The 20267-nt window shown below is 70.5% G+C and carries 22 protein-coding genes; 16 read left to right on the top strand and 6 right to left on the bottom strand.

Annotated elements, in window-relative coordinates; all coding sequences use genetic code 11:
• Positions 1-11 precede the first annotated feature (11 nt).
• The 3 genes from arr to DEI96_RS08190 all read left to right on the top strand — a co-directional run bounded on the left by arr (position 12) and on the right by DEI96_RS08190 (position 1742).
• Positions 12-434 (top strand): NAD(+)--rifampin ADP-ribosyltransferase, encoded by a 423-nt coding sequence (gene arr, locus DEI96_RS08200; protein WP_111022961.1) that lies wholly within the window; start codon positions 12-14, stop codon positions 432-434.
• 138 nt (positions 435-572) lie between these two features.
• Positions 573-1085: a hypothetical protein gene (locus DEI96_RS08195; protein WP_111022962.1), complete on the top strand. Its 513-nt coding sequence runs from the start codon at positions 573-575 to the stop codon at positions 1083-1085.
• A 129-nt stretch (positions 1086-1214) separates the two neighbouring features.
• Complete coding sequence (locus DEI96_RS08190; RefSeq protein ID WP_111022963.1) at positions 1215-1742, top strand: COG4315 family predicted lipoprotein; 528 nt, start codon at positions 1215-1217, stop codon at positions 1740-1742.
• A 45-nt stretch (positions 1743-1787) separates the two neighbouring features.
• Here the strand turns inward: DEI96_RS08190 and DEI96_RS08185 are convergent, their stop codons facing one another.
• Positions 1788-2441 (bottom strand): TetR family transcriptional regulator, encoded by a 654-nt coding sequence (locus DEI96_RS08185; RefSeq protein WP_111022964.1) that lies wholly within the window; start codon positions 2439-2441, stop codon positions 1788-1790.
• A gap of 189 nt (positions 2442-2630) precedes the next feature.
• On the opposite strand from DEI96_RS08185, the gene DEI96_RS08180 reads away from it, so the two are divergent.
• From DEI96_RS08180 to DEI96_RS08155, 6 genes are all read left to right on the top strand, one after another.
• Positions 2631-3128 (top strand): hypothetical protein, encoded by a 498-nt coding sequence (locus DEI96_RS08180; protein ID WP_111022965.1) that lies wholly within the window; start codon positions 2631-2633, stop codon positions 3126-3128.
• A gap of 3 nt (positions 3129-3131) precedes the next feature.
• Positions 3132-3965, top strand: a complete 834-nt coding sequence (locus DEI96_RS08175) for a trypsin-like serine protease (RefSeq protein ID WP_111022966.1) — start codon at positions 3132-3134, stop codon at positions 3963-3965.
• Between the two features lie 169 nt (positions 3966-4134).
• Complete coding sequence (locus DEI96_RS08170; RefSeq protein WP_111022967.1) at positions 4135-5241, top strand: tyrosine-protein phosphatase; 1107 nt, start codon at positions 4135-4137, stop codon at positions 5239-5241.
• Positions 5242-5379: 138 nt separating this feature from the next.
• The gene (locus DEI96_RS08165) at positions 5380-6399 is read left to right on the top strand and encodes a LacI family DNA-binding transcriptional regulator (RefSeq protein WP_111022968.1); all 1020 of its coding nucleotides are present in this window, start codon (positions 5380-5382) and stop codon (positions 6397-6399) included.
• A 163-nt stretch (positions 6400-6562) separates the two neighbouring features.
• Positions 6563-7213: a 2'-5' RNA ligase family protein gene (locus tag DEI96_RS08160; RefSeq protein ID WP_111022969.1), complete on the top strand. Its 651-nt coding sequence runs from the start codon at positions 6563-6565 to the stop codon at positions 7211-7213.
• 8 nt (positions 7214-7221) lie between these two features.
• A complete protein-coding gene (locus DEI96_RS08155) occupies positions 7222-8241 on the top strand; it encodes a LacI family DNA-binding transcriptional regulator (RefSeq protein ID WP_181440503.1) in 1020 nt (339 codons plus the stop codon).
• An 83-nt stretch (positions 8242-8324) separates the two neighbouring features.
• Here the strand turns inward: DEI96_RS08155 and DEI96_RS08150 are convergent, their stop codons facing one another.
• Entirely contained in the window at positions 8325-9179 is an 855-nt protein-coding gene (locus tag DEI96_RS08150; RefSeq protein WP_111022970.1) for an inositol monophosphatase family protein, read from the bottom strand.
• 355 nt (positions 9180-9534) lie between these two features.
• On the opposite strand from DEI96_RS08150, the gene DEI96_RS08145 reads away from it, so the two are divergent.
• The 5 genes from DEI96_RS08145 (at position 9535) to DEI96_RS08125 (ending at position 14939) form a co-directional block, all read left to right on the top strand.
• Complete coding sequence (locus DEI96_RS08145) at positions 9535-10407, top strand: carbohydrate ABC transporter permease (protein WP_228516251.1); 873 nt, start codon at positions 9535-9537, stop codon at positions 10405-10407.
• The gene (locus DEI96_RS08140; protein ID WP_111022971.1) at positions 10407-11237 is read left to right on the top strand and encodes a carbohydrate ABC transporter permease; all 831 of its coding nucleotides are present in this window, start codon (positions 10407-10409) and stop codon (positions 11235-11237) included. Before DEI96_RS08145 ends, DEI96_RS08140 begins: the two co-directional genes overlap by 1 nt.
• A 56-nt stretch (positions 11238-11293) precedes the next feature.
• Positions 11294-12631 carry an ABC transporter substrate-binding protein gene (locus DEI96_RS08135; RefSeq protein ID WP_111022972.1) on the top strand — a complete coding sequence of 446 codons (1338 nt, stop codon included), beginning with the start codon at positions 11294-11296 and terminating at the stop codon, positions 12629-12631.
• 122 nt (positions 12632-12753) lie between these two features.
• Positions 12754-13947 carry a glycosyltransferase gene (locus DEI96_RS08130; RefSeq protein ID WP_258372771.1) on the top strand — a complete coding sequence of 398 codons (1194 nt, stop codon included), beginning with the start codon at positions 12754-12756 and terminating at the stop codon, positions 13945-13947.
• Between the two features lie 431 nt (positions 13948-14378).
• Positions 14379-14939, top strand: coding sequence for a DUF4279 domain-containing protein (locus tag DEI96_RS08125; RefSeq protein ID WP_111022974.1), 561 nt, complete (start codon positions 14379-14381; stop codon positions 14937-14939).
• Between the two features lie 62 nt (positions 14940-15001).
• Here DEI96_RS08125 and DEI96_RS08120 read toward each other — a convergent pair whose 3' ends face one another.
• Positions 15002-16312 carry an LCP family protein gene (locus DEI96_RS08120; RefSeq protein WP_181440504.1) on the bottom strand — a complete coding sequence of 437 codons (1311 nt, stop codon included), beginning with the start codon at positions 16310-16312 and terminating at the stop codon, positions 15002-15004.
• Positions 16313-16487: 175 nt separating this feature from the next.
• Positions 16488-17129 (bottom strand): GNAT family N-acetyltransferase, encoded by a 642-nt coding sequence (locus DEI96_RS08115; RefSeq protein ID WP_111022976.1) that lies wholly within the window; start codon positions 17127-17129, stop codon positions 16488-16490.
• Between the two features lie 95 nt (positions 17130-17224).
• On the opposite strand from DEI96_RS08115, the gene DEI96_RS08110 reads away from it, so the two are divergent.
• Positions 17225-17677 carry an NUDIX domain-containing protein gene (locus tag DEI96_RS08110; RefSeq protein WP_111022977.1) on the top strand — a complete coding sequence of 151 codons (453 nt, stop codon included), beginning with the start codon at positions 17225-17227 and terminating at the stop codon, positions 17675-17677.
• A gap of 54 nt (positions 17678-17731) precedes the next feature.
• Here DEI96_RS08110 and DEI96_RS08105 read toward each other — a convergent pair whose 3' ends face one another.
• A complete protein-coding gene (locus tag DEI96_RS08105; protein WP_181440505.1) occupies positions 17732-18256 on the bottom strand; it encodes a GNAT family N-acetyltransferase in 525 nt (174 codons plus the stop codon).
• A 520-nt stretch (positions 18257-18776) separates the two neighbouring features.
• Positions 18777-19619 carry a hypothetical protein gene (locus DEI96_RS08100; RefSeq protein ID WP_111022979.1) on the bottom strand — a complete coding sequence of 281 codons (843 nt, stop codon included), beginning with the start codon at positions 19617-19619 and terminating at the stop codon, positions 18777-18779.
• A gap of 130 nt (positions 19620-19749) precedes the next feature.
• On the opposite strand from DEI96_RS08100, the gene DEI96_RS08095 reads away from it, so the two are divergent.
• Positions 19750-20262: a hypothetical protein gene (locus DEI96_RS08095; protein WP_146246889.1), complete on the top strand. Its 513-nt coding sequence runs from the start codon at positions 19750-19752 to the stop codon at positions 20260-20262.
• The last annotated feature ends 5 nt before the right edge of the window (positions 20263-20267 follow it).

Raw genomic sequence — 20267 nt, 5'->3', positions numbered from 1 at the left:
AGGCTGACGCCATGGCAGCAGCAGACGAGACCGGTCCGTTCTGGCACGGCACCGTGGCGGCCCTGCGGCCCGGGGAGTTCCTCTCCCCCGGCTTCCATTCGAACTACCGCCCCGACGTCGTGATGAACCACGTCTACTTCACGGCGACCCGCGACGGAGCAGGGCTCGCGGCCGAACTCGCGGCCGAGCTCGTGCCCGGCGACCGCGAGCCGCGTGTGTACCGTGTCGAGCCGACCGGTCCCTTCGAGGACGACCCGAACGTGACGGACAAGAAGTTCCCCGGCAACCCGACCCGGTCGTACCGCAGTGCCCTCCCGCTCCGCGTGATCGGCGAGGAGACCGGGTGGACACGGCTCACCCCGGAGGCGTTGCGCCAGTGGCGGGAACGGCTCGTCGCGCTCCCGCCCGAGGAACGCGGCGAGATCGTCAACTGACCGGCATCCGCGCGCGATGGCGTTCGGGGCGACCCGGTATCCGAATCAGGACGTCGGCCAGCGCAGACGATCGTCTGGCGAACCGGTAGCGTGTGGGGTGGCGGCGTCTGCCGCACACCGTCCACGAAGGGGCCGACCATGCCGCGGAGCACCGATCGGGTCCGGGCGTCTCCGATCGTCCTCGCCGTGGGGATCGCTGCGCTCGCCGTCGCCATCGCCCTGCCCGCGCCGTCACCGACCACGCCGGGACCCGAGACGATCGGCCTCGGCGCATCCGGCGCACTCGGCGCCGCACTCGGGGCACCGCCGGTGACGAGCGGCGCGCACCGGTTCGCGATCCGCCCACCACGGACGGTCGGCACCAGCGGAGTGGTCAGGGTGCGGTTCGCCGGACTGGGCACCCCCGGTGCCGTCGTCGTCGTCCACTACGGCAGCCCCGGGGACGACTCAGGGAACGAGCGCGTCGCGGAGATCGAGCCGGGCAGCAGCGCCGTCGGCTCGACCGGCCGGTTCGCCTTCACAGCGGCGCTGCCCGAGCTGCCCCGTGGAGCCGACCGGGCGTCCTGGAGCGCCCGGCTGATCGACCCCACGTCGCTGGCCGTCCTCGGCCGCGTCGAGGGCGTCCACCTCGTCGAGCACACCGAGCGCTGACCACCGATCCACGGCCGGCACGATGAGAGGGCGCGCAGGGTGCTGGCTCCCGTCCCGTCCTGCGGTTACGTTCGCTAGACGAACGTCTGGCCAGCAGTCAGCGGCGAGACCTGACCTCGAGGAGCCCCCGTGTCGACACCCCACCGCACCCCGTCATCCCGACCCGCGTCCATCGCTCTCGGGGCCGCGCTGCTCCTGACCCTCGGCCTCGCCGGCTGCTCCACCGCCGGATCCGCAGCACCCTCGCCATCACCGTCCCCCGCTGCGCAGGGCGACGCGCCCGCGACGACCGACTCGTCACCGTCGGTCGACGTGACCGTCGCCGCGACGACACTCGGCAAGGTCGTCGTCGACGGCAAGGGCATGACCGCGTACTACTTCGACGCCGACGTCAAGGACTCCGGCAAGAGCACCTGCACCGGTGGCTGCGCGACCGCGTGGCCCGCGATCGAGGCGACGACCACGACGCCGAAGGTGTCCGGCATCACCGGCAAGGTCGGCACCATCACGGGCGTCGACGGCGGACGGCAGATCACGATCGACGGCCGACCCATCTACACCTTCGTCGGGGACAAGAAGGCGGGTGACGTGACGGGTCAGGGCGACAAGGGCGTCTGGTACGTCGTGAACCCGGACGGCTCCGAGCAGAAGAAGTAGGCCGGGCACCCCGGCGGGACGGCAGGGATGCCACGCCCGCCGGGGTCAGCCCTCGGCCTCGGCCGGATGCCCGCCCACCCGCACGGGCTCCACCTGCTCGAGCAGCGCGTGCACGCCCGGCAGTCCGAGCCCGGTGAAGAGCGCCGCCCACAGGTCCCGGAGCTGCCCTTCGGTGTCCCGCGTCAGACGAGCACTCGTCCGGGCCCACATCACCCCGAAGGTCGACGTCAGCACGAGGTCCGCCGCACGTGCCCACTCGGGGTCGGTGGTCGGTCCGGTGCCACCGCTCGAAGCCGACAGGTGCCGACGGACGTAGTCATCCCACGTGAAGACCCGTGGGATGACCTCCCCCGCACCGCGGAGTTCGTGACTCAGGCGGATCGCCCCGGCAGCCACCGGACACCGTATGGCGTCGGAACAGGCAGACGTGAGCATGACGAGCAGGTGTTCGAGCCCCTCGGGCTGCCGGATCAGCGAGTCGATCGCCGCCCAGCGCGCCTGCTGCCGCTCGATGACCGCGAAGGCGAGCTCGTGTTTGGACGAGAACACGTGGTAGCCGATCGCCGACTTCGGCCGGTCCATCGCGGCGGCGACCCGCGCGAACGAGGTCCCCGCGTAGCCGTGGCTCGCGAACTCCGCCGCCGCAGCCTCGATGATCTGCTCGCGGGTCCGGGTCTTCGCCTGCTGCCGCTGGTTCATCGCACTCCTCGGTCGGGTCTTGGTTCATCATACGAACGTCTGACCAGGAGTCATCAGCGGTCACGCCGGGCGCAATGCCTCTGATCCCCTCAGCTTCAGGATTTCGCTAGACGATCGTCTAGCCCATTGTTAGCGTTCACGCACACCGGGCCACCCCGGCCCGTCCCCCCACGAACCAAAGGAGTCCCCATGCGTTCGACCCCGTCCACCCACCGCTCCCCGTCGGTCCGCCGACTGACCGTGCTCGCGACGTGCGTCACCCTCGGTGGTGCGCTCGCCGCCGGCGTCCTGGTTCCCGCGCAGGCCGGAGCCGCCACGATCTCCCACACGGCGCACGCCACACACTCCTCGACGCGGGCTGCGGCCGTGGCGTTCACCGCCAAGACCCACGGCGGGCCCGACCGGAAGAGCTTCACCGGCATCACCTTCGCCGGGACCGGGAAGCCCGGCACCCTGGTCATCGTCTACTACGACGCACCAGGCAAGCCGCGGGGCCTGTTCAACAAGCACATCGCCGAGGTCACCTCGGGGGACGACGTCGTCAGCGCCAGCGGCCACTACCGGTTCACCGCAGCGTTCCCGGACCTGCCGCACGGCAGCACGACGCTGCACTGGCACGCCCGGCTCGCCGACCCGGACACCCTGTCGGTGATCGGACGCGTCAACGGCACCCGTACGCTCGGCTGACCCGTGACCCGCCACGCGCAACCGGCGCTCGCCCGCACCCTGGCCGTCGCCGTGTCCCTGGCGGCCGTCGTCGGGGCCGCTCTCACCTGGGCTCCGTCGGCCTCGGCTGCCACGAGCGACTCCAACCGGGTCGCAGCGCCGATCATCGCCGGCACCGAGGTCGGGGTCCCCGGCGGCACCTGCACGGTCGGTGCCGTGCTGACAGCCAAGGGGTTCCGGAGCCAGCGCAAGCAGTACCAGCGAGCCACCCGGTGGGTCGTGCTCGCGAAGCACTGCGCGCCGCTCCAGGCACCCGTGCAGCTCGACGGCGCGACCGTCGGCAACGTGGTCTGGCAGTCCCCGGAGTCGGACCTCGAACTCGCCGTCGTCCCGCCCCTGGCGTGCACCCGGGCCCGGGCGGCGACCGGCTCGTGCGACCAGTCCGTCGCAACGTGGACCCCCCGGGCATCGGGTCGTGTGTTCAACCGGGTGGACGGGGGCCTGGCACGCGCCGCCGTCACCGGCATCGGCAAGCCAGATGCCGATCCCTTCTGCACCAGCGGTGCGGCGAGCGGGCTGCTCTGCTCCTGGACGGCCACTCGCGTGCCGGCAGCGAGCCATCCCGGCGTGCAGCACCTCGCCGCCGCGCGCGCCGGCGCCGGCGCCGGCATCGAGCCGGGCGACGCCGGCGGACCGGTGATCAGCGCCGCGAACCGGCTGTACGGGATCGTCTCGGGCAGTTCGACGAGGGCTGCAACGGGCACGACGAGCACGACGGGTTCGACGGTGCTGCTCTACACGCCCGCCCGGCAGGTCCTCACCGAGCTGTTCCGGTACCGACTGGCCCCGGCGTCCTGAGGCGCTGGCCGCCGGGTGGGCGACTGAGCGCTGCCTCATGACCCGGACACGCCCCGGCCACCTCGGCGCCACACCGCCGACGACCCGCGCCGCGATCCTGCGGGGAGCCGGACGCCACCACGTCCGGCTCCCCACGACCCCCGGGTCCTGATCAGATCGAGGTTGCCCCGTGTCCCCGCTCCGCCGCTCCCCACTCACCCACTCCCCACTCACCCGTTCGCCGCGCACCACCCGCGTCGCAGCGACCGCCCTCGCCGGCTTGGCCGTCGTCGCCTCCGCCGCGTTCTCCGTCACGGCAGCCCACGCCGACGACACCCTGCAGCCGGCCTTCACCGCCGCCGACCACGCGATCACCGACGTCCCCGGGCTGGTCAACGGCCGCGAACTCGCCGCGGTCCACGGACGGTCCGGGCAGACCGTGAACGCCCCGCGGCTGATCCGCTCCGAGTCACTCGACAAGATCACCGCGGCCGGGGCCACGACCCTGGCCGACGAGTACCACGTCGACCTCGTCGTCGACCTGCGCACCCCGTCCCAGATCGCCGCGAAGCCGGACGTCGCGATCCCCGGTGCGCGCCACGTCGACATCTCGATGTTCGGCGCGGACGGCGACTACAGCGACGACACCGCGATGTACCACGACCTGGTCGACAAGGGCCGGGTCGACCAGGCGACCCCCGGGTCGATGATCACCGCGTACCGCCGGGTGCTCCGGATCCTCGCCACGCACACCAGCGGCACGGTCCTGATCCACTGCTCGCACGGCATGGACCGCACCGGCACCGTCGTGGACCTGCTCGACCGGGTGCTCGGCGTGGACAGCGCGGACATCCTGCACGACTACCTGCTCTCGAACACGCAGCTCGGGGTGACCTGGGCGACACCGCAGCTGCTGCAGGGCACCTTCGAGCAGGACATCGCGACCGAGTACGGCGGCATGGGCTCGTACCTGACCGACACGATCGGCGTGACCAAGCACGAGGCCGCCGCCCTGCGCGAGCGTTTCCTCGTGTCGAACGACCCCACCGTGTCCTCGATCGCGGTCGCGGGCGTGCGCGTCCACCTGCCCGCCGCTGCCTCGTCGCACGGCGCGACGGTGACCGCCCCGGTCCGGACGCTGCGCGTCAACGACGTCCACGTGCACACCACGAACCCGAACGCGGTCGCAGCAGCGCACGTGTCCGGCCGGACGGCACGCATCACGGTCACCGCCCAGGACGGCACCACGACCAAGGAGTACCGCCTGACGGTCCGCCGCCCGGCCACGAAGCGCTAGCCCGGCACCCACGCCGACCGCCCGCGGCCCGCGCCGGGCGGTCGGCGTGACCAACTGTTCACCACCACCGTCGCCCGGTCCGGGCGTCCCTCCGGCTACCGTGACACTCGTGCAGTCCTCCAGACAACGGCGCCCGCGGTGACCGGACACCCCGCCGTCCCGACCATCCACGACGTCGCCGCCCTGGCCGGTGTGTCGAAGTCGGTCGTCTCCCGCGCCCTCGCCGGCGCGTACGGCGTGGCTCCATCGACGACCGAGCGGGTCAAGCGCGCCGCGCTCGACCTGGGCTACGTCGCGAACGCGAACGCCCGTGGCATGTCAGCACACCGCACGCACACGCTCGGGGTGTTCGTCCGCGATGCCTCCACCCCGTTCTACGGGCACCTGCTGACCGCGTTCCAGCTGCAGGCCGCGGCGCGCGGGTACCGCGTCGTCACCGCCACGGGTGCGGGGTCGTTCCCGGTCAGCGAGGAACGCCGAGCGCTCGAGACCCTGGTCTCCCTGCGCGTCGAGGGGCTCATCGTGTGCAGCGGCGCCCTGCCGATCGCCGACGTCCTGCCGTTCGCCCGGCGCATCCCGACGGTGGTCTCCGGGCGCCCCGAGACGAACGATGCGGTGAGCAGCGCGTACTGCGACGAGCGCGGCGGCGGACGCGGCCTCGCCGACCACGTCGCCGACCTCGGACACCGTCGCGTCGCCGTGCTGACGGTCACACCGTCCGGGTCACTGACGCAGTCGGCACGCACCGACGCGATGGTGCGTCGACTCCGTGCGCGCGGCGCCGAGGTGCTCCGGATCCGCTCCGAGGACCACGGTGCAGACCCCGAGGACCTCGACTCGTTCGTCGAGCAGGTCCTGCGGGCCGGCGGTGTGACGGCGATCATGGCACCGAGCGACCGCTGGGCCGTCGGAGTGCTCGAGTCGATGCGCCGCCGCGGCCTCCGTGCGCCGGAGGACCTGTCGGTCACGGGCTACGACGGGGTCGCCCCGCTCGCCACCGAGCTGCTCGGCATCACCTCGTGGCGACAGCCGCTCGGCCTGATCGGTCGTCTGTCCGTCGACGACGTGGTCGACCAGATCGACGGCCGCTCGACGGGCGTCACCCACAACGCGGTCGACGGCACCCTGGTACCAGGCCGGACCGCGGCCCGGGTCTGAGCGCCGGGCGGAGCGACGAGAACGGCCGACCCCGCGCCGCCGACACCCATCGTTCACCGTTCCGTCACGGACCGACGGGTGAGATCCGAGCCCGCCCGGTCGATCATGGGGAACGTTCCCGACCATCGGGAACGTTCCCCATCGACCGACCACGGACGGACCCATGCCCCAGAACGTCACCGCCAAGCTGCCACGCGACCCGAGCGACCCGTACCGCCACGGCATCTACCTGCGCCCGGACGCCCGCACCTGCCGAGCCGTCACGGTCGTCACCGACCAGCTCCGGGCGCAGTACGGCCTGCTGTCGGCCGGTGCCTTCCCGCCGCACGCCACGCTCGTCGGCAGCCAGCCGTTCGGCAGCCACGAGGACCAGGTCGTCGCGGCCGTCACGGCACTGCTCGACGGCCGACCGGCGTTCGACGTCCACAACGCCGGCGTCCGCGAACAGGGCATCGGGTTCGTCTACGACGTCGCGACCCGACCGGACGACTCGCACAACGACGACTTCGTCCGGCTCGCCGCCGACATCGAGGCCGTGGTCGCACCGTTCCGGCAGCCGATGCAGGTCCCGCTGGCGAACGACTACGACCCGGAGCAGTACCGCGCGCACCTCTCCCTCGCCTCGCACGACCTGTACGGCCGACCGGACCTGCACGACGAGGTCGGCGCGTTCATCCGCGAGCTCGACGTCGACGTCCCGACCGGGTTCCGCGGCGACACCGTCGTGCTCTACCGCACCGCGAGCCCGGACTGGTCCGGTCGCTGGTGGCAGACGATGACGTGGGAGCACGTCCACACCTGGAAGCTCGTCTGACCGTGACCGTGACCGCGACCCTCCGCGACGTCGCCGAGCGGTGCGCCATCTCGCGATCGCTCGTGTCACTCGCCCTGCGGGGCGACGACGGTGTGTCCCGGCCACGTCGGGAACTCGCGGTGCGGACGGCGGACGAGCTGGGCCTCCCGGTCGGTTCGCTCGCCAGGCGACGCGCGCAGGGCGCGCCGCTCGTACTCGGGGTGGTCGTCACCGAAGCCGCGAACCCGTTCCACGACGAAGCGCTCCGGAGCGCACGCGCGACCGCGCAGACCCTGGGGTTCGCGCTCCGGGTCGTGGACGGGTTCCGTGACCCTGCCCGGTTGGCCGACGGCCTGGAGGCCCTGCACGCCTCCCGCGGATCGGCCGACGGTGTCCTCGGGGTCGCGGTCCTGAGCAGTCGGCTCGCCCCGGCACGGCTGGCTGCGGTCGCGCGCGACCTGCCGGTCGCGGTCCTCGGGTCGAGCGGGTCGGCGCTCGCCGGCCTCGGACTCGACACCGTGCGCGCCGACGAGGAGTCGGGCATGCGCGCGCTGATGCTCCACCTCGCCGCACTCGGGCACCGGCGCACGTGCTTCGTCGCGGAGTCCGACCACCCCTCGACGACGCGTCGTGCCGTCGCGCACGCCGCGGTCACCGCACAGCTCGGCGCACCGGGCGACCACCGCGTCGACGACGTCGAGGCCCTGTCGGCCGACCCGGAGCGGATCGCGCGACACCTCGGTGACGGAGTGACGGCCTTCCTCGCGACGAACGACGCGACCGCGGCGCGGCTCGTGGCGATCGCCGACGGCGCGGGCCTCGCGCTCCCCCGGATGGCGGCGGTGACCGGGTTCGACGGCACCGGTCTCGGCGAACGCCTCGACCTGACGAGTGTCGACCAGCCGCGCGTCCGGATGGGCGCGCGGGCGGTCGAGCTCGTGGTCGAGCGGCTCCGGGGTCGTCGCGGCGACCGGCACGAGGTGCTCTCGACACGCCTGCTGCCGCGTGGGTCCACCGCGAGGGCGGTCGCCGGGCACCCGCTCGACTGACCGCTCGCGACGCCCACGTCGAATCGGTCGGCGGCCCGGTCTGCGGCTCAGTCGGCGGGCCGGCTGGCGGCCCGGTCGGCGGCTCAGTCGGCGGCGGTCGTGGCCGACAGCTCCTGCACCCGGCGCACCAGCTCGGCGTGCGATCCCCCGGCGCCGGCGGCGACGTAGTCGTCGGCCAGGTGTGCACGGTCGACGACCTCGCCCCCACGGAAGCCGCGGAACCGCCCGCCGGCGCGCTCGAGCACCAGCGCTCCGGCGGCGACGTCCCACGGATGCGTGGCGAAGCCCATCGTCACGTCCGACCACCCGGCGGCGACGTGCACCAGGTTGAGGGCGCCGCTGCCGAGGCTGTGGTGGTGGCGGTACCGGAGCGTCAGGTCCCGGAGCAGGTCGAACGCCGCTGCTTCGCCGAGCAGGTCCAGGTCCTGCTGCACGGGGAAGCTCGTCAGGACCGTCGCTGCGTCGTCCGGCCCCGACGACGAGTGCATCGGGGCGCCGTCGAGCCAGGCGCCGACGTCGTCCGCCGCGAACACGTGGTCCGCGACCGGGTCGAAGACCACCCCGGCGACCACCTCGCCGTCGACCTCGGCCGCGATCGAGATGCACCAGTACGCGAGTCCGCGGGCGAAGTTCGCGGTGCCGTCGATCGGGTCCACGATCCACCGGACCACGGGGTCCGCGGTGCTGCCGGTGGTGCCGGTGTCGCCGGTGGTGCCGCCTTCTTCGCCGAGCACGACGGAGCCCGGCACAGCCGCGGTGAGCACCGCCGTGATCGCCTCCTCCGCCGCGCGGTCGTGCAGGGTCACCACGTCGTGCGCATCGCGCTTCGTGCTGATCGTCATCGGGGCGCGGAACACGGCGAGCAGGTCGGGCGCGACGGTGCGCGCGGCCTCCTCGGCGATCGCCCGGAGTGTCTGGGGAGCAGGAACGGTTCGCATGGTCCCCGGTTCTACGACGTCGAGGCCCCTGGACGGCGAACCACGCCGGTCGACGGGCCGAACCCGAGGTGAACGCGCGGCGTGCGGCGGTGAACGCAGGCACCCGATCGGCGGAGGGGTTGAACGCGGCGTGAACGGGTGACGGCGGGTGGTCGACGTGCCTTGACCGGTCTCCGACCCCCGCCGCACAGTGGAGTCGTTCCCGGTTAGGGAACGTTCCCTACTCGGAGGAGTCCGCCCCATGACGGTCCCCGTCAGGTCCGGCCTGGTCGCCGGTCCCCCGCGTACCGCAGGGTCGCCGCGGTCACCGCAGTCGCCGCGTCCACCCCGGGCGACCCGGACGACGCGGTCCTCGTTGCGCTCGGACCGCCGGCTCGGTCTGGTGCTCCTCGCACCGGCGCTGCTCGCCTTCGCGGTCTTCGTCTTCTACCCGCTCGGCCGCGTCCTGGTCCTCAGCACCCAGGGCACCGACATCTTCGGTCAGCCGGCGGGCTCGGTGGGGCTGCAGAACTACGTCCGCACGTTCACCGACCCCGCGTTCGGACGGACGATGCTGACCACCGCGGTCTTCTGCGTCGGCGTGGTCGTCGGCCGCATCGTGTTCGGTCTGCTCGTCGTGATCCCCCTGACCGTGAAGCTCCGCGGCCTGCCGGTCTTCCGCGCACTCCTGACGGCACCGATGGTCGTGTCCGTGTCAGCGGGGTCCGTCGCGTTCGCGGCGATGCTCGCACCCGGCAACGGGCTGCTGAACACGGTGATCACCCAGTTCGGCGGCGCGCCCGTGCCGTTCCTGACGAGTACCCAGTGGGCCCTGGCGAGCGTCATCGTCGTGACGATCTGGGGGTCGCTCGGGTTCACCGTGCTGCTCCTGCTCGGAGCGTTCGGCGCCATCGACCAGGACGTCATCGAGGCGGCGCACCTGGACGGTGCCGGGCCCGTGCGGACGCTCTGGTCGATCTCCCTGCCGCTCGTCACCCCGACGCTCTTCTTCGTCGTCGTGACCGGAACCGTCGAGGCACTCACGACCTTCGGGCAGATCCAGATCCTCACGGGCGGCGGTCCGGCCGACTCCTCGAAGACCCTCGTCTACGCGATCTACCAGCAGGCCTTCGGGTCCGGCAGCGCGAACTTCGGCCTCGCTGCCGCGCTCGGGGTCGTGCTGTTCCTGCTGGTCCTCGGGCTGTCGCTGGTGCAGTTCGGCGTGCTCGAGAAGCGGGTGAACTACTGATGCGCCCCGTCACCGCACGCCGGCTCCGGAGCGTCTTCGTCTACGCCTGGCTCGTCATCGCGGTCGTCGTCGTCTGCTTCCCGCTCTACTACGTGTTCGAGGGCGCCCTCACCCCGACCCGGTACCTGGACCAGGGCCTCGCCGGTCTCGTGCCGATCCACCTGACGCTCGACAACGTCGTCCGCGCCACGCAGGTCGTCCCGCTCGGGCAGCAGTTCCTGAACAGCGTCGCCGTCACCCTCGCCCAGACGGTGCTGCAGGTCGTCATCGGCATCATCACCGCCTACGCCCTGGTGTTCTGTCGGCTCCGGGGCACCCGTGCCCTGTTCCTCGTCCTGCTCGCCAGCATGATGATCCCCGGCGAGACGACCCTGATCGCGAACTACCTGACCGTCTCGTCGTGGCACCTCATCGACACGCTCCTGGTCGTCTTCCTGCCGTTCGTGGCCTCAGCGCTGACGATCTTCCTGTTCCGCCAGGCGTTCCTGAGCTTCCCCGACGAGCTGCGCGAAGCCGCGGTGCTCGACGGCGCAGGACACTTCCGGTTCATCCGGTCCATGCTCCTGCCGCTCACCCGCCCGACGCTCGTCTCGGTCACCCTGGTGAGCGCGACGGCCGCCTGGAACGGGTTCTTCTGGCCGCTCCTCGTCACCAACTCGCCGGAGCACCGCACCGTGCAGGTCGGCATCGCCCAGCTGTCCGACGCCGAGGCCGCCGACATCGGCGTGGTCCTCGCCGGCGCCGCCATGGTGACCCTCCCCGTCCTGGTCCTCGTCCTCGTCGCCCAGCGGTTCCTCGCCGGCGGTCTCACCGCCGGCGCGCTCAAGTGACGACACGTTCCCGCACCTCGCCGATTCCCGCCCGCCCCACACCCGAAGGACGCACCATGCCCGCACGTCGTTCCACCGCCCTCACCGCACTCGCCACCGGGGCCGTCGCGGTCCTCGCCCTGACCGGGTGCTCCACGTCGAGCTCCGCGTCGGACAGCTCCGGACCCGTCACCGTCGACTTCTGGCACGCCATGTCCGGGCCGCCGGCGACCGAGCTCGACGCGCTCGTCGCCCGCTTCAACAAGGAGAACGACCAGCACATCACCGTGAAGTCCTCGTTCCAGGGCGACTACGCGGCCGTCCAGACGAAGTACACGGCGGCGGTGCAGTCCGGCTCGACACCGGACCTGCTCATGATGAACGACGTGTCGACCGGCTTCATGATCGACTCCGGCCAGACGGTGTCGCCCGCGAAGATCAGCGGATCGACGTCAGGCACCGACACGATCGCCCCGGCCGCCGCAACGTACTACAGCGACGGCAAGCAACTCGCGGCGATGCCGTTCTCGGTCTCGATGCCCGTGCTCTACCTGAACAAGGCACTCGTCGCGAAGGCCGGCCTCGACGCGACGAAGCCGCCGAAGACGCTGGCGCAGGTCGCGACCTGGGCCGAGAAGATCCACGCCGCGACCGGTGGCTACGGCATGAGCATGAACATGGGCGACTCGTGGATGCTCGAGGAACTCAGCGCCTCGGGCGGCCAGCCCTTCTGCACGCCGGACAACGGGCGGAAAGGCAAGCCCGTCACCGGCGTCTCGCTCACCTCGGACACCCAGGTGCAGTTCATGACCACACTGCAGAAGCTCTACCAGGACGGCGCCGCCCTGAACCCCGGCACCGACTCGACCGTCCAGAACTCGGCGTTCTCGAGCAACAAGGTCGGGATGCTGCTGACCTCGTCCGGCGCCTACACGACGGTCGACCCGGACGGCTCGAAGTCCGTCGTCGCCCGGTTCCCCACCACGTCGGCCTCCGACGACGCCGGCCAGGTCATCGGCGGCAACGCGCTGTGGATCTCCGGCAAGGGCCACTCGTCCGCCGAGCAGCAGGCGTCGTACACGTTCGCCAAGTGGCTCCAGACGCCGGACGTGCAGGCCGAGTGGGCGAAGGCGACCGGCTACGTTGCGATGAACACCGACGCCCAGGACACTACCGTGGGCAAGCGCTCCCTGTCCGACCCGAACATCGCCACGATGTACCAGCAGCTCGCCGACGACCCCACGAGCGTCGCCGCGGCCGGCTGCATCACCGGAGCGTTCCCGACGGTGCGCGCCACCGTCATCGGCGCCTTCAACCGGATCGTCGAGGGTGCCGACGTCGAGTCGACGATGCAGGACGCGGAACAGCAGGCCGGCAAGCAGATCGAGTCCTACAACGAGGCCGCCGGCAAGTGAGCACGGTCCGTGTGTGAGCGCCCCGCGAGGCTGACCAAGGGTTCATGGAGCGCGACCGTCGTTCGCCATACGGTTGTCTGACGAAGCGGGCAGGCGGTCCGCGCGACGATCGGAGCCCTGTTGTGTCTGCTGCGAACGGCCGGCCCGGCTACGGGGATCCGGAACCCCTGCGCATCGTGTTCTCGTTCCCACGGGGGCGGGGACACCTCGCGCCGATGCTGCCGCTCGCCCGCGCGGCCGGCGCTGCCGGACACCGGACTGCGCTGAGCGGCGCACGCGAGGCGGTCCTCGAACAGACCGGTTTCTCGCACCGGCAGCCGCGGGACGTGGAGCTGCCGGCGAGCAGGCCGGGCACCGGCACCCTGACCCCGGTCGACCCGAGCACGGTGCTCACCCGCGTCCCCCAGGTGTTCCTGGGGGACGCGGCCGCCGGGGCCGTCGTCGACGTCGGACGGCTGGTCACTCGGTGGACGGCCGACCTCGTGGTCTGCGGGGAGTTCGACTTCGGCGCGATGACCGCCGCCGAACGAGCCGGGGTGCCGTGCGTGGTGGTCCTGGCCTTCGCCTCGGCCGGCGGGACCTGGCGCGACGCGGTGCGAGAGCCGCTCGAGGCGCTCCGCCGACGCGCGGGACTCGGGCCCGACCCGCAGCAGCACATGCTCGGCGGCGCGCTCACCGTCGTCCCGTTCCCGCCGTCGATGCGATCCGGGCACGAGCTGCATGGTCCGGTGATCCGGATGCGACCGGACACCTGGTCGACACCACCGTCGGATGCCGCGGCGTGGTTGGCCGCCGGCAACGGACCGCGCGTCTACGTCACGCTCGGCACCGAGTTCAACACGAAGTCAGGCGACCTGTTCGCTCGGCTCATCGACGGGCTCGCCGCCCTGCCGGCGCGGATCCTCGTGACGACCGGACCCTGGGTCGACCCGACGACCTTCCCGGTGCCGGCGGGCCCGGGAGTGATCCGGGTCGAGCAGTACGTCCCGCAGGACTCGGTGCTCGGGCTCGTGGACCTCGTGGTGAACCACGGCGGATCCGGATCGGTGACCGGGGCGCTCGCGCACGGGGTGCCCCTGCTGGTCCTGCCGCTCGGTGCGGACCAACTGCCGAATGGCAGCTGCGTCCAGACCCTGGGCGCCGGGCTCGTCCTCGACGCCGCGACGGCGACCCCGGAGGACATCCGCACCACTGCGTCGCGACTCCTGACCGAGCCGTCGTTCCGCGTCGCGGCCGGACGGGTCCGGACCGAGATCGCGACAGGTGAACCCCCGGCCGTCGTCCTCGCCGCCGTCGAGCGCCTGGTCGGTGGGTGAGCGCGCACCGCGGTGACGAGCGCCGATCAGGCCCGATGGTCAGCGCAGCAGGCACGCGTGAGGACGGCGTCTCGCTCGTCCTTCGGAAGGATGCACTCCCTTTCGCTCGGCCCGCTCGTTGCACCGGGCCAACAGGTTGGTCCGAGAGTCCCCGATGTGACGCTCACACGTCGTGAGGGCAGAACGTGGAGTCCGTGAGCAACTACTACAACGCCTTTGCGATGAGCCCAGTCCCCGCTCCCAGCCCTGACGCCGTCGCTGCCATCGACGTCGCCGCTGTGAAGCGTTTGGCGCCCCTTCACCGGGCATTTTTGCGGGACAGGCATACGGCAATACCCCCGGTCAGGCGGCAGGGGCAACGGAGACTGCCGAAGGCAACAACTGTCGTGTAGCGGTGAACGACCGGCTATCGGACAGCAGCTCGGTCGTCCGTGCACTCGACGTCGGCACTATCCGCTTTCGAGGTCAATGGCACGGTCGGCGCCGTCCACCGTGCCAGCGGCCATACACAGACGCCGCTGCCCGAGTGGGAGACTGCTGGAGTGATTAAGAGCATTCAGGTGGAGCTGCAGATCCACGGCCAGCGTGGCTCTTCGGCGCACGTGACGCAGCTCCTGGGTGTCAGTCCCGACGAGCAGTACGAGATCGGCGATCCCAAGGGCGACGGTCCTCGCACCTTCGACGTCTCCATCTGGAACCTGTTCAGCAACCGCCACGTCGAGGAGATCCGAGCAGAGCACGAACAGGCCCCCTGGGGGCGCGTGCACTGGATCTTGCGGCTGCTGCCAGAAGATGCAGCGGACCGGTTCGCTCGTCTGCGCGATGAAGGCTACGAGGTCAATCTCTCGGTGGCCCTCATCACCGACCACAAGGAGAACACCTTCACCGTCCCTGCGGCAACCGTGCGACAGGTCGCTGCTGCGGGACTCAATCTCGAACTGACCCCCGTGTCAACCAAGCAGATCGACATCACCTACCGCGACTTCTGGTGATCGCGAGTGAGTGGCGCCCACAATCGCCCGATAGTGGATGGTCTATTGAACCGCTGGGTCTCTCAACTCTTGGCGGCGCATGTCACCGTGTCGGCACTTTGTCCGGACACTGATGCTGGCAAGGGTGCGGCCGACGTTGCGGCGGGTGCCGGGGTCCCGGTGGATGCGGGTTGCGCAGGTGCGCTGGGTTGCGCTGCGGAACGTGTCGTCGTTGGTGCTGTGGGCGTCGGCGCGCTGGGGTCGCGGACCGCGGAGCGGCCGAGGCTGTCGGCTGCGAGGACGACGGGCTTGTTTGTTTGGAGCGCGGTGTTGAGCAGCCCTGCGGGGTAGTCCGCAACGATGACACGGTTGGCGTCATCTGGGTCGTCGGTCACGGGGTACTGAACGAAGACCATGTTCGACAGTCCGACGGTGTTCACCGCGAGCGCGAGACGCGCGAGGGTCGGGGCGTCGGTGAGGGTGTCGGAGAGCGTCATGTGTTTGAACGCCGTGTTCGCTAGCCGCAGCACCTTGGCGGGGTTCGTGAGAGTGCCTGCGGAAACGGTCTGCCGTGCGAGGGCGGACATGAAGGTCTGTTGGTTGCTGATCCGGCCCAGGTCGCTGGAGTCCCCGACACCGTGCCGGGAGCGCAAGAACGCTGCTGCTTGGGCGCCGGAGAGCTCGCGGTTCCCGGCAGCGAGGTCGAGCGCGGGAGTGACGTTGTTGTCCTTGATCGGGGTGGCGAGGCAGACCTTTACGCCGCCGACGGCGTCGGCCATGGCGACGACACCGTCGAAGGTGATCATCCCGGCGTAGCCGATCTGCAGTCCGGTGAGCGAGCCGATCGTGTTTGCCACGCACGCCAGGCCGTGTTTTTCGCCGCCGCGGGAGAGCGCCGTGTTGAGCATCGCTGCCGGCGAGGCGGGGGTGACAGACCCCGTGTCGTTCGTGCATGCCGGGATGGGGAGGATGAGATCGCGGGGGAAACTGACCACGGCCATGTTGCTGTGGTCCTGGGAGATGTGGACGAGGATCGTGGTGTCGTTGTTCCCGACACCGGAACTCGCTGCCTGGTTGGCTTCGTCATCGAACCCGGTTCCTTGGCCGTCCCGGGTGTCGGTGGCGACCAGGAGCATGTTTACTTCGCCGGACTGCGCGGTCAGCGTCGGCGCCTTCTTGCTGGTCGTGCCCGGCATCGCCAGCGACACCGATGGCCGTGCCCCCTGGAGCACCTGCCAGGTAGCGATCGCAGTCACGGACCCGGCACCAATCAACGCCACCGCTGCCACTGCCGCGGCCGTGCGCACGACGAACCCCGCCGCGCCACGAGTGCGCAGCCGCCCATGGCGAGCGATACCCGCCAGATCACTGCTTTGCTGCCGAACACGTGCCACGATTCCCCCATTACGACGCTCGAGCCTTGCGTGTCGCGTCGCCATATCCGACGGTCCGCACGCCGACGCTACGTTACCGACGAATCGTCGAATGCTGGGAAGTGGTGCGTGGGCAAAGCCAAATGTTGTCCGCTGATTGATCGGCTACCGGGCGGCTGTGTCCTCGCCTGCTCGACTACATCAAGAACTCGGTCGCTGCTTCGACCCCTTCCGTCATCAGGCTCCAGCTCGGCCGAGCGAAGTCCTCCCGCCTCAAGCGCACCCTGACCTCGTCAACGACCTCATCGGCGCGAGTCTGGGCACGAGTGACACCGTTGACCTCGTAACCGAGCTTCGCGGACACCCGTAGGGATGGCTCGTTCCAAGCGGCTGCGCTCGACTCAGCCCACTCAGCTCCCAAATGGTCGAACGAGAACAGCAGCAGCGCCGCCCGCATCTCAGTCCCGAGCCCGTGGCCCTGATGCACGAGGGCAAGCCATGAGCCGCTCTCGACGGTCCTTCGAGCTGCGAAACGGCGAGCGTGCAGCTCCTGAACCCCGACCGGCGTCCCCTCGTGGAACACGGTGAAGCTCACACCCCACGAGTCAGAGCTCACCCCGCACCGGAGCTTCCAGTGGTACTGCGCCAGAGAACGAGCCAACGTTGTCGGTTCTGCGTCCGTCCATGGGACACCGAACGGCATCCGAGCGGGATCGTGGACACCGGACAGGGCCACGTCGACGAGCCCAGGCAGATCCTCGTCACGCAGGGGCCGCAGTTCCAGCCGAGGAGTGATGAGGCGCAGCCCAAACAAAGGCCAAACGTGATCGAGATCCATCGCCCAACGATACGAGCGCGGCATCGAACGTTACGGGCCAGCGATGTCCCGCTGGCCGATCCCTCTGCGGGAACGGCGCACGGTAGCTTCGGAGCATGCCGGCCTCTCAGTACGTTCAATTGCTGCGCGAGCGGATCGGGAGCAGCTACCTCCTCCTTCCGGGCGTGACCGCGGTCATCCGAGACGACGATCGGTTCCTGCTGGCGCGGCAGCGCGACTCCGGGCGATGGAGCCTGATAGGGGGCGGCATCGAGCCCGGCGAGGACCCCCGCGTGGCGCTGCTGCGCGAAGTGCGAGAAGAACTCGGTGTGGGCAGCGACGTCATCCGGATCATCGGGGCTTACGGCGGCGCCGCCCTCGAGAACGTCTATCCCAACGGCGACCAAGTTGGGTACGTGACGGTGGCGTACCTCTGCTCACTGCATACGTCGTCGTTCCTCCTCGACGAGGACGAAGTGCTCGAGACCCGGTGGGCGACCCTCGCCGAGCTCACCGAACTCGATCGTCACGAGTGGATCGACCAGGTGCTGACCGACGCCGCCCGGTAGTGGATCCCCATCCGAGACGGCGGCAGGGTGCCGCCCGGTCGAGCGCACGTCCGTTCACCGAGACGGTCTCCCCGTCTCCCGCACCCAGCGTTCTTCGTAGAGCCCGGTCCCTGAATCGATCTGTCGATTTCCTCGGCGCTCGAAGCCGTGCTTGGCGTAAAAGCGCTGAGCCCGCTTGTTGAACGAGAACACGAGGAGGTGAGCATCCTCTTCGTTGAGCGCAGCATTCAGGAGGCTTGAGGCAACTCCCGTGCCCTGGGCCTCTCGATATACGTACAACGTCGAGAGCTCCAGGCTTGGCAAGCTGCTCGAGTCGCCGGAACTGCGACTCGTGCTCGCGACACCGATGACTTGTTCCTCGGGTGACTCGGCAACGAACACGCGTCGACTGCCGGTGCCGATGCGCTCTGCCCAGCGATCCGTCGCTGGACGGAGGGACCGAGCGTCCAGGAAGGAGTCCGGGACGATGCCACGGTAGGTCTGCTCCCACGTCAGCGTCTGGAACAGTCCGACCCTTTCGGCGTCATCGACACGTGCCCGCCGGATACTCACCACCAGACCAGTCTGGAGGACGCTCACCGCGGCATCACAACGTCTCACTCGCCGATCCCCTACTGAGACCGCCTGAGCAGCCGCAAGTAGATCGTTACGCGCCATCCAGCCGAAGCTGCCAGGACGAACATCAGAACGGCAAGCCAAGTCGAACCGGTCGGCGACAGGATTTCGGCGAACCCGACGACTAAGCAGGCGATACCCGCGACGAGTGCAGCAATCAGCGCGATGCGAGTACTTCGGCCGGCTCGTCGCTGCGTGTCGCTCATAACCATGGGCTAACTCGCTCACGCCCGTTGAGGGATCGGCTACCAGACACTCCGAGAGCTGCGCCAGTCCCCCCCCCCGAATCCGTCCGCGTGAACAGTGTCCAGACACTTGGTCTGGAAGAGGTTCCGGCGACGGTGCCCCGCGCGGGATCGTCCACGGAGAGCGGATGAGCTCTGGCACGGCAGCTGGGTCGAGGCGATGGACGCATACCCCGACGAGCGCAGGGCAAGGGGCCCCACGACGCATCTGCCCGGAGGCCCCACCACGGCGCGTACCTTCAGCGCACCAGGCAGATCGTGCGGAAGTCGACGTCCGGACCGGGCCGTGTGTACGACGAACCGCTCTCGAGCCAGTCGGCGGTCGGCGCGATCTGGTCGGGCACCATGTCCTCTTCCGACCGCGCGTCGATGCCCTCGGACGCCCAGTACTCCCGGACTCCGTCCACGTCGCGGTTCGCACCCTCGATCACGGTGTGGTCCTCGGACAGCAACTCGTTGCCCTGCTCGTCGGTGTACTCCCCCGGGTCGTACCAGTACATCCACCGCACCCCCTGGTGCGCGTTCGACAGCTGGCACTCCTCGCTGTACGCACCACCGGCTCGCTCGCCATCGCGGTAGGCGGACTTCCGGTCGCCGCCGAGGATCCGCACCGTGCGGTCCCCGATCCGCTCGAGTGTGGCCCGTGCGTCGCCGTCGGCGAAGTGCCGCTCGGCGGCGGTCGCCGGCTGCGCCCACTGCCGGGCGTCGGCGGCCATGCTCCGCACCTGTGACGTCAGGACCAGGCCGTTCCACGGCACGGCGATGACCAGCACGACGATCGCCGCGACCACGGCGGCCAGCGAGTGCCGCGGTTCGCGCCGACGAGCCCGGACCTGCACGACGAGCACCACCACGGGGATCCCCACGGCGAGCACGGCGCCGATGACCAGCCGCGTCAGGACGCCCCCTGATCCGAGCCGGTCGTCCATCGACCCGAAGTCGCGCGCCAGGTACGCCCCGATCTGGACCGCCCAGCTCACGACGAGCAGCACCGGCAGCACGAGCGCGATGGCGATCGCGTTCCCTCGCCCCGGCGTCGGGCCCGTCCCCTGGTCACGCCAGTCCTGCTGTTCCGTGCCCATGCCGGCCCCCGCCCCGTGGTGTCGGGACCATCCTGCCAGCAGAACGCGCCCCGGGCCGCGAGCGACGCCTCCGCCCCACCCCCGAATCGGTGGTGCCGCAGCGACCCTGGTTGCTGCCAAGATGACCGACGTGACCACGACCACGCCTCGCGCCGATCCCGACGCCGCTGCCGACGGCTTCGAAGGCGGCTGGTTCCGCATCGACGACGACGTGGAATACCTGGACGACGTGGTGTGGCGACCCGCCACGGACGCGGACGACACAGCGACCACCCCCGGCCCTGCCGCCGTCATCGTCGATGGCGAGCCGCGCGAGCACGTCGGTTCGACGCTGCCGTTGGCGCAGCTGGCGGACATCGACGTGGCACGTCAACGCACCGTGCGGAAGCTCTGGCTCAGCCCGATCACCATCGTGGTGTGCCTGCTCGTCGTGACCGTGCTCGAGGTCTCGGGTCTGCCGTGGCGGACGGACCTCGGCAGGCAGCTCCTGGTCGGACTCGGCACGGCTCTGCCGGTCGACGCGCTCTGCACCGCGATCTGGTGGCGGATCACGCGTGACCCCTCGGGCGCCGTCGTCCGCAAGATGGGCGGACACCGGACCCGCCAGCAGTACGACCAGCAGCGCGCCGTCCTCGAACGCTGACCGCG

The organism is Curtobacterium sp. MCLR17_031, assembly GCF_003234775.2.
GTDB lineage: Bacteria > Actinomycetota > Actinomycetes > Actinomycetales > Microbacteriaceae > Curtobacterium > Curtobacterium flaccumfaciens.
This window is presented reverse-complemented; position numbering and strand designations above follow the sequence as displayed.

Excerpts from the sequence above, each read along its gene's own strand:
- DEI96_RS08110 (WP_111022977.1), top strand. The coding sequence starts at position 17,225 with ATGCCGGCCTCTCAGTACGTTCAATTGCTGCGCGAGCGGATCGGGAGC.
- DEI96_RS08195 (WP_111022962.1), top strand. The coding sequence starts at position 573 with ATGCCGCGGAGCACCGATCGGGTCCGGGCGTCTCCGATCGTCCTCGCC.
- DEI96_RS08140 (WP_111022971.1), top strand. The coding sequence starts at position 10,407 with ATGCGCCCCGTCACCGCACGCCGGCTCCGGAGCGTCTTCGTCTACGCC.
- DEI96_RS08100 (WP_111022979.1), bottom strand. The coding sequence starts at position 19,619 with ATGGGCACGGAACAGCAGGACTGGCGTGACCAGGGGACGGGCCCGACG.
- DEI96_RS08150 (WP_111022970.1), bottom strand. The coding sequence starts at position 9,179 with ATGCGAACCGTTCCTGCTCCCCAGACACTCCGGGCGATCGCCGAGGAG.
- arr (WP_111022961.1), top strand. The coding sequence starts at position 12 with ATGGCAGCAGCAGACGAGACCGGTCCGTTCTGGCACGGCACCGTGGCG.
- DEI96_RS08160 (WP_111022969.1), top strand. The coding sequence starts at position 6,563 with ATGCCCCAGAACGTCACCGCCAAGCTGCCACGCGACCCGAGCGACCCG.
- DEI96_RS08180 (WP_111022965.1), top strand. The coding sequence starts at position 2,631 with ATGCGTTCGACCCCGTCCACCCACCGCTCCCCGTCGGTCCGCCGACTG.
- DEI96_RS08115 (WP_111022976.1), bottom strand. The coding sequence starts at position 17,129 with ATGGATCTCGATCACGTTTGGCCTTTGTTTGGGCTGCGCCTCATCACT.
- DEI96_RS08185 (WP_111022964.1), bottom strand. The coding sequence starts at position 2,441 with ATGAACCAGCGGCAGCAGGCGAAGACCCGGACCCGCGAGCAGATCATC.
- DEI96_RS08135 (WP_111022972.1), top strand. The coding sequence starts at position 11,294 with ATGCCCGCACGTCGTTCCACCGCCCTCACCGCACTCGCCACCGGGGCC.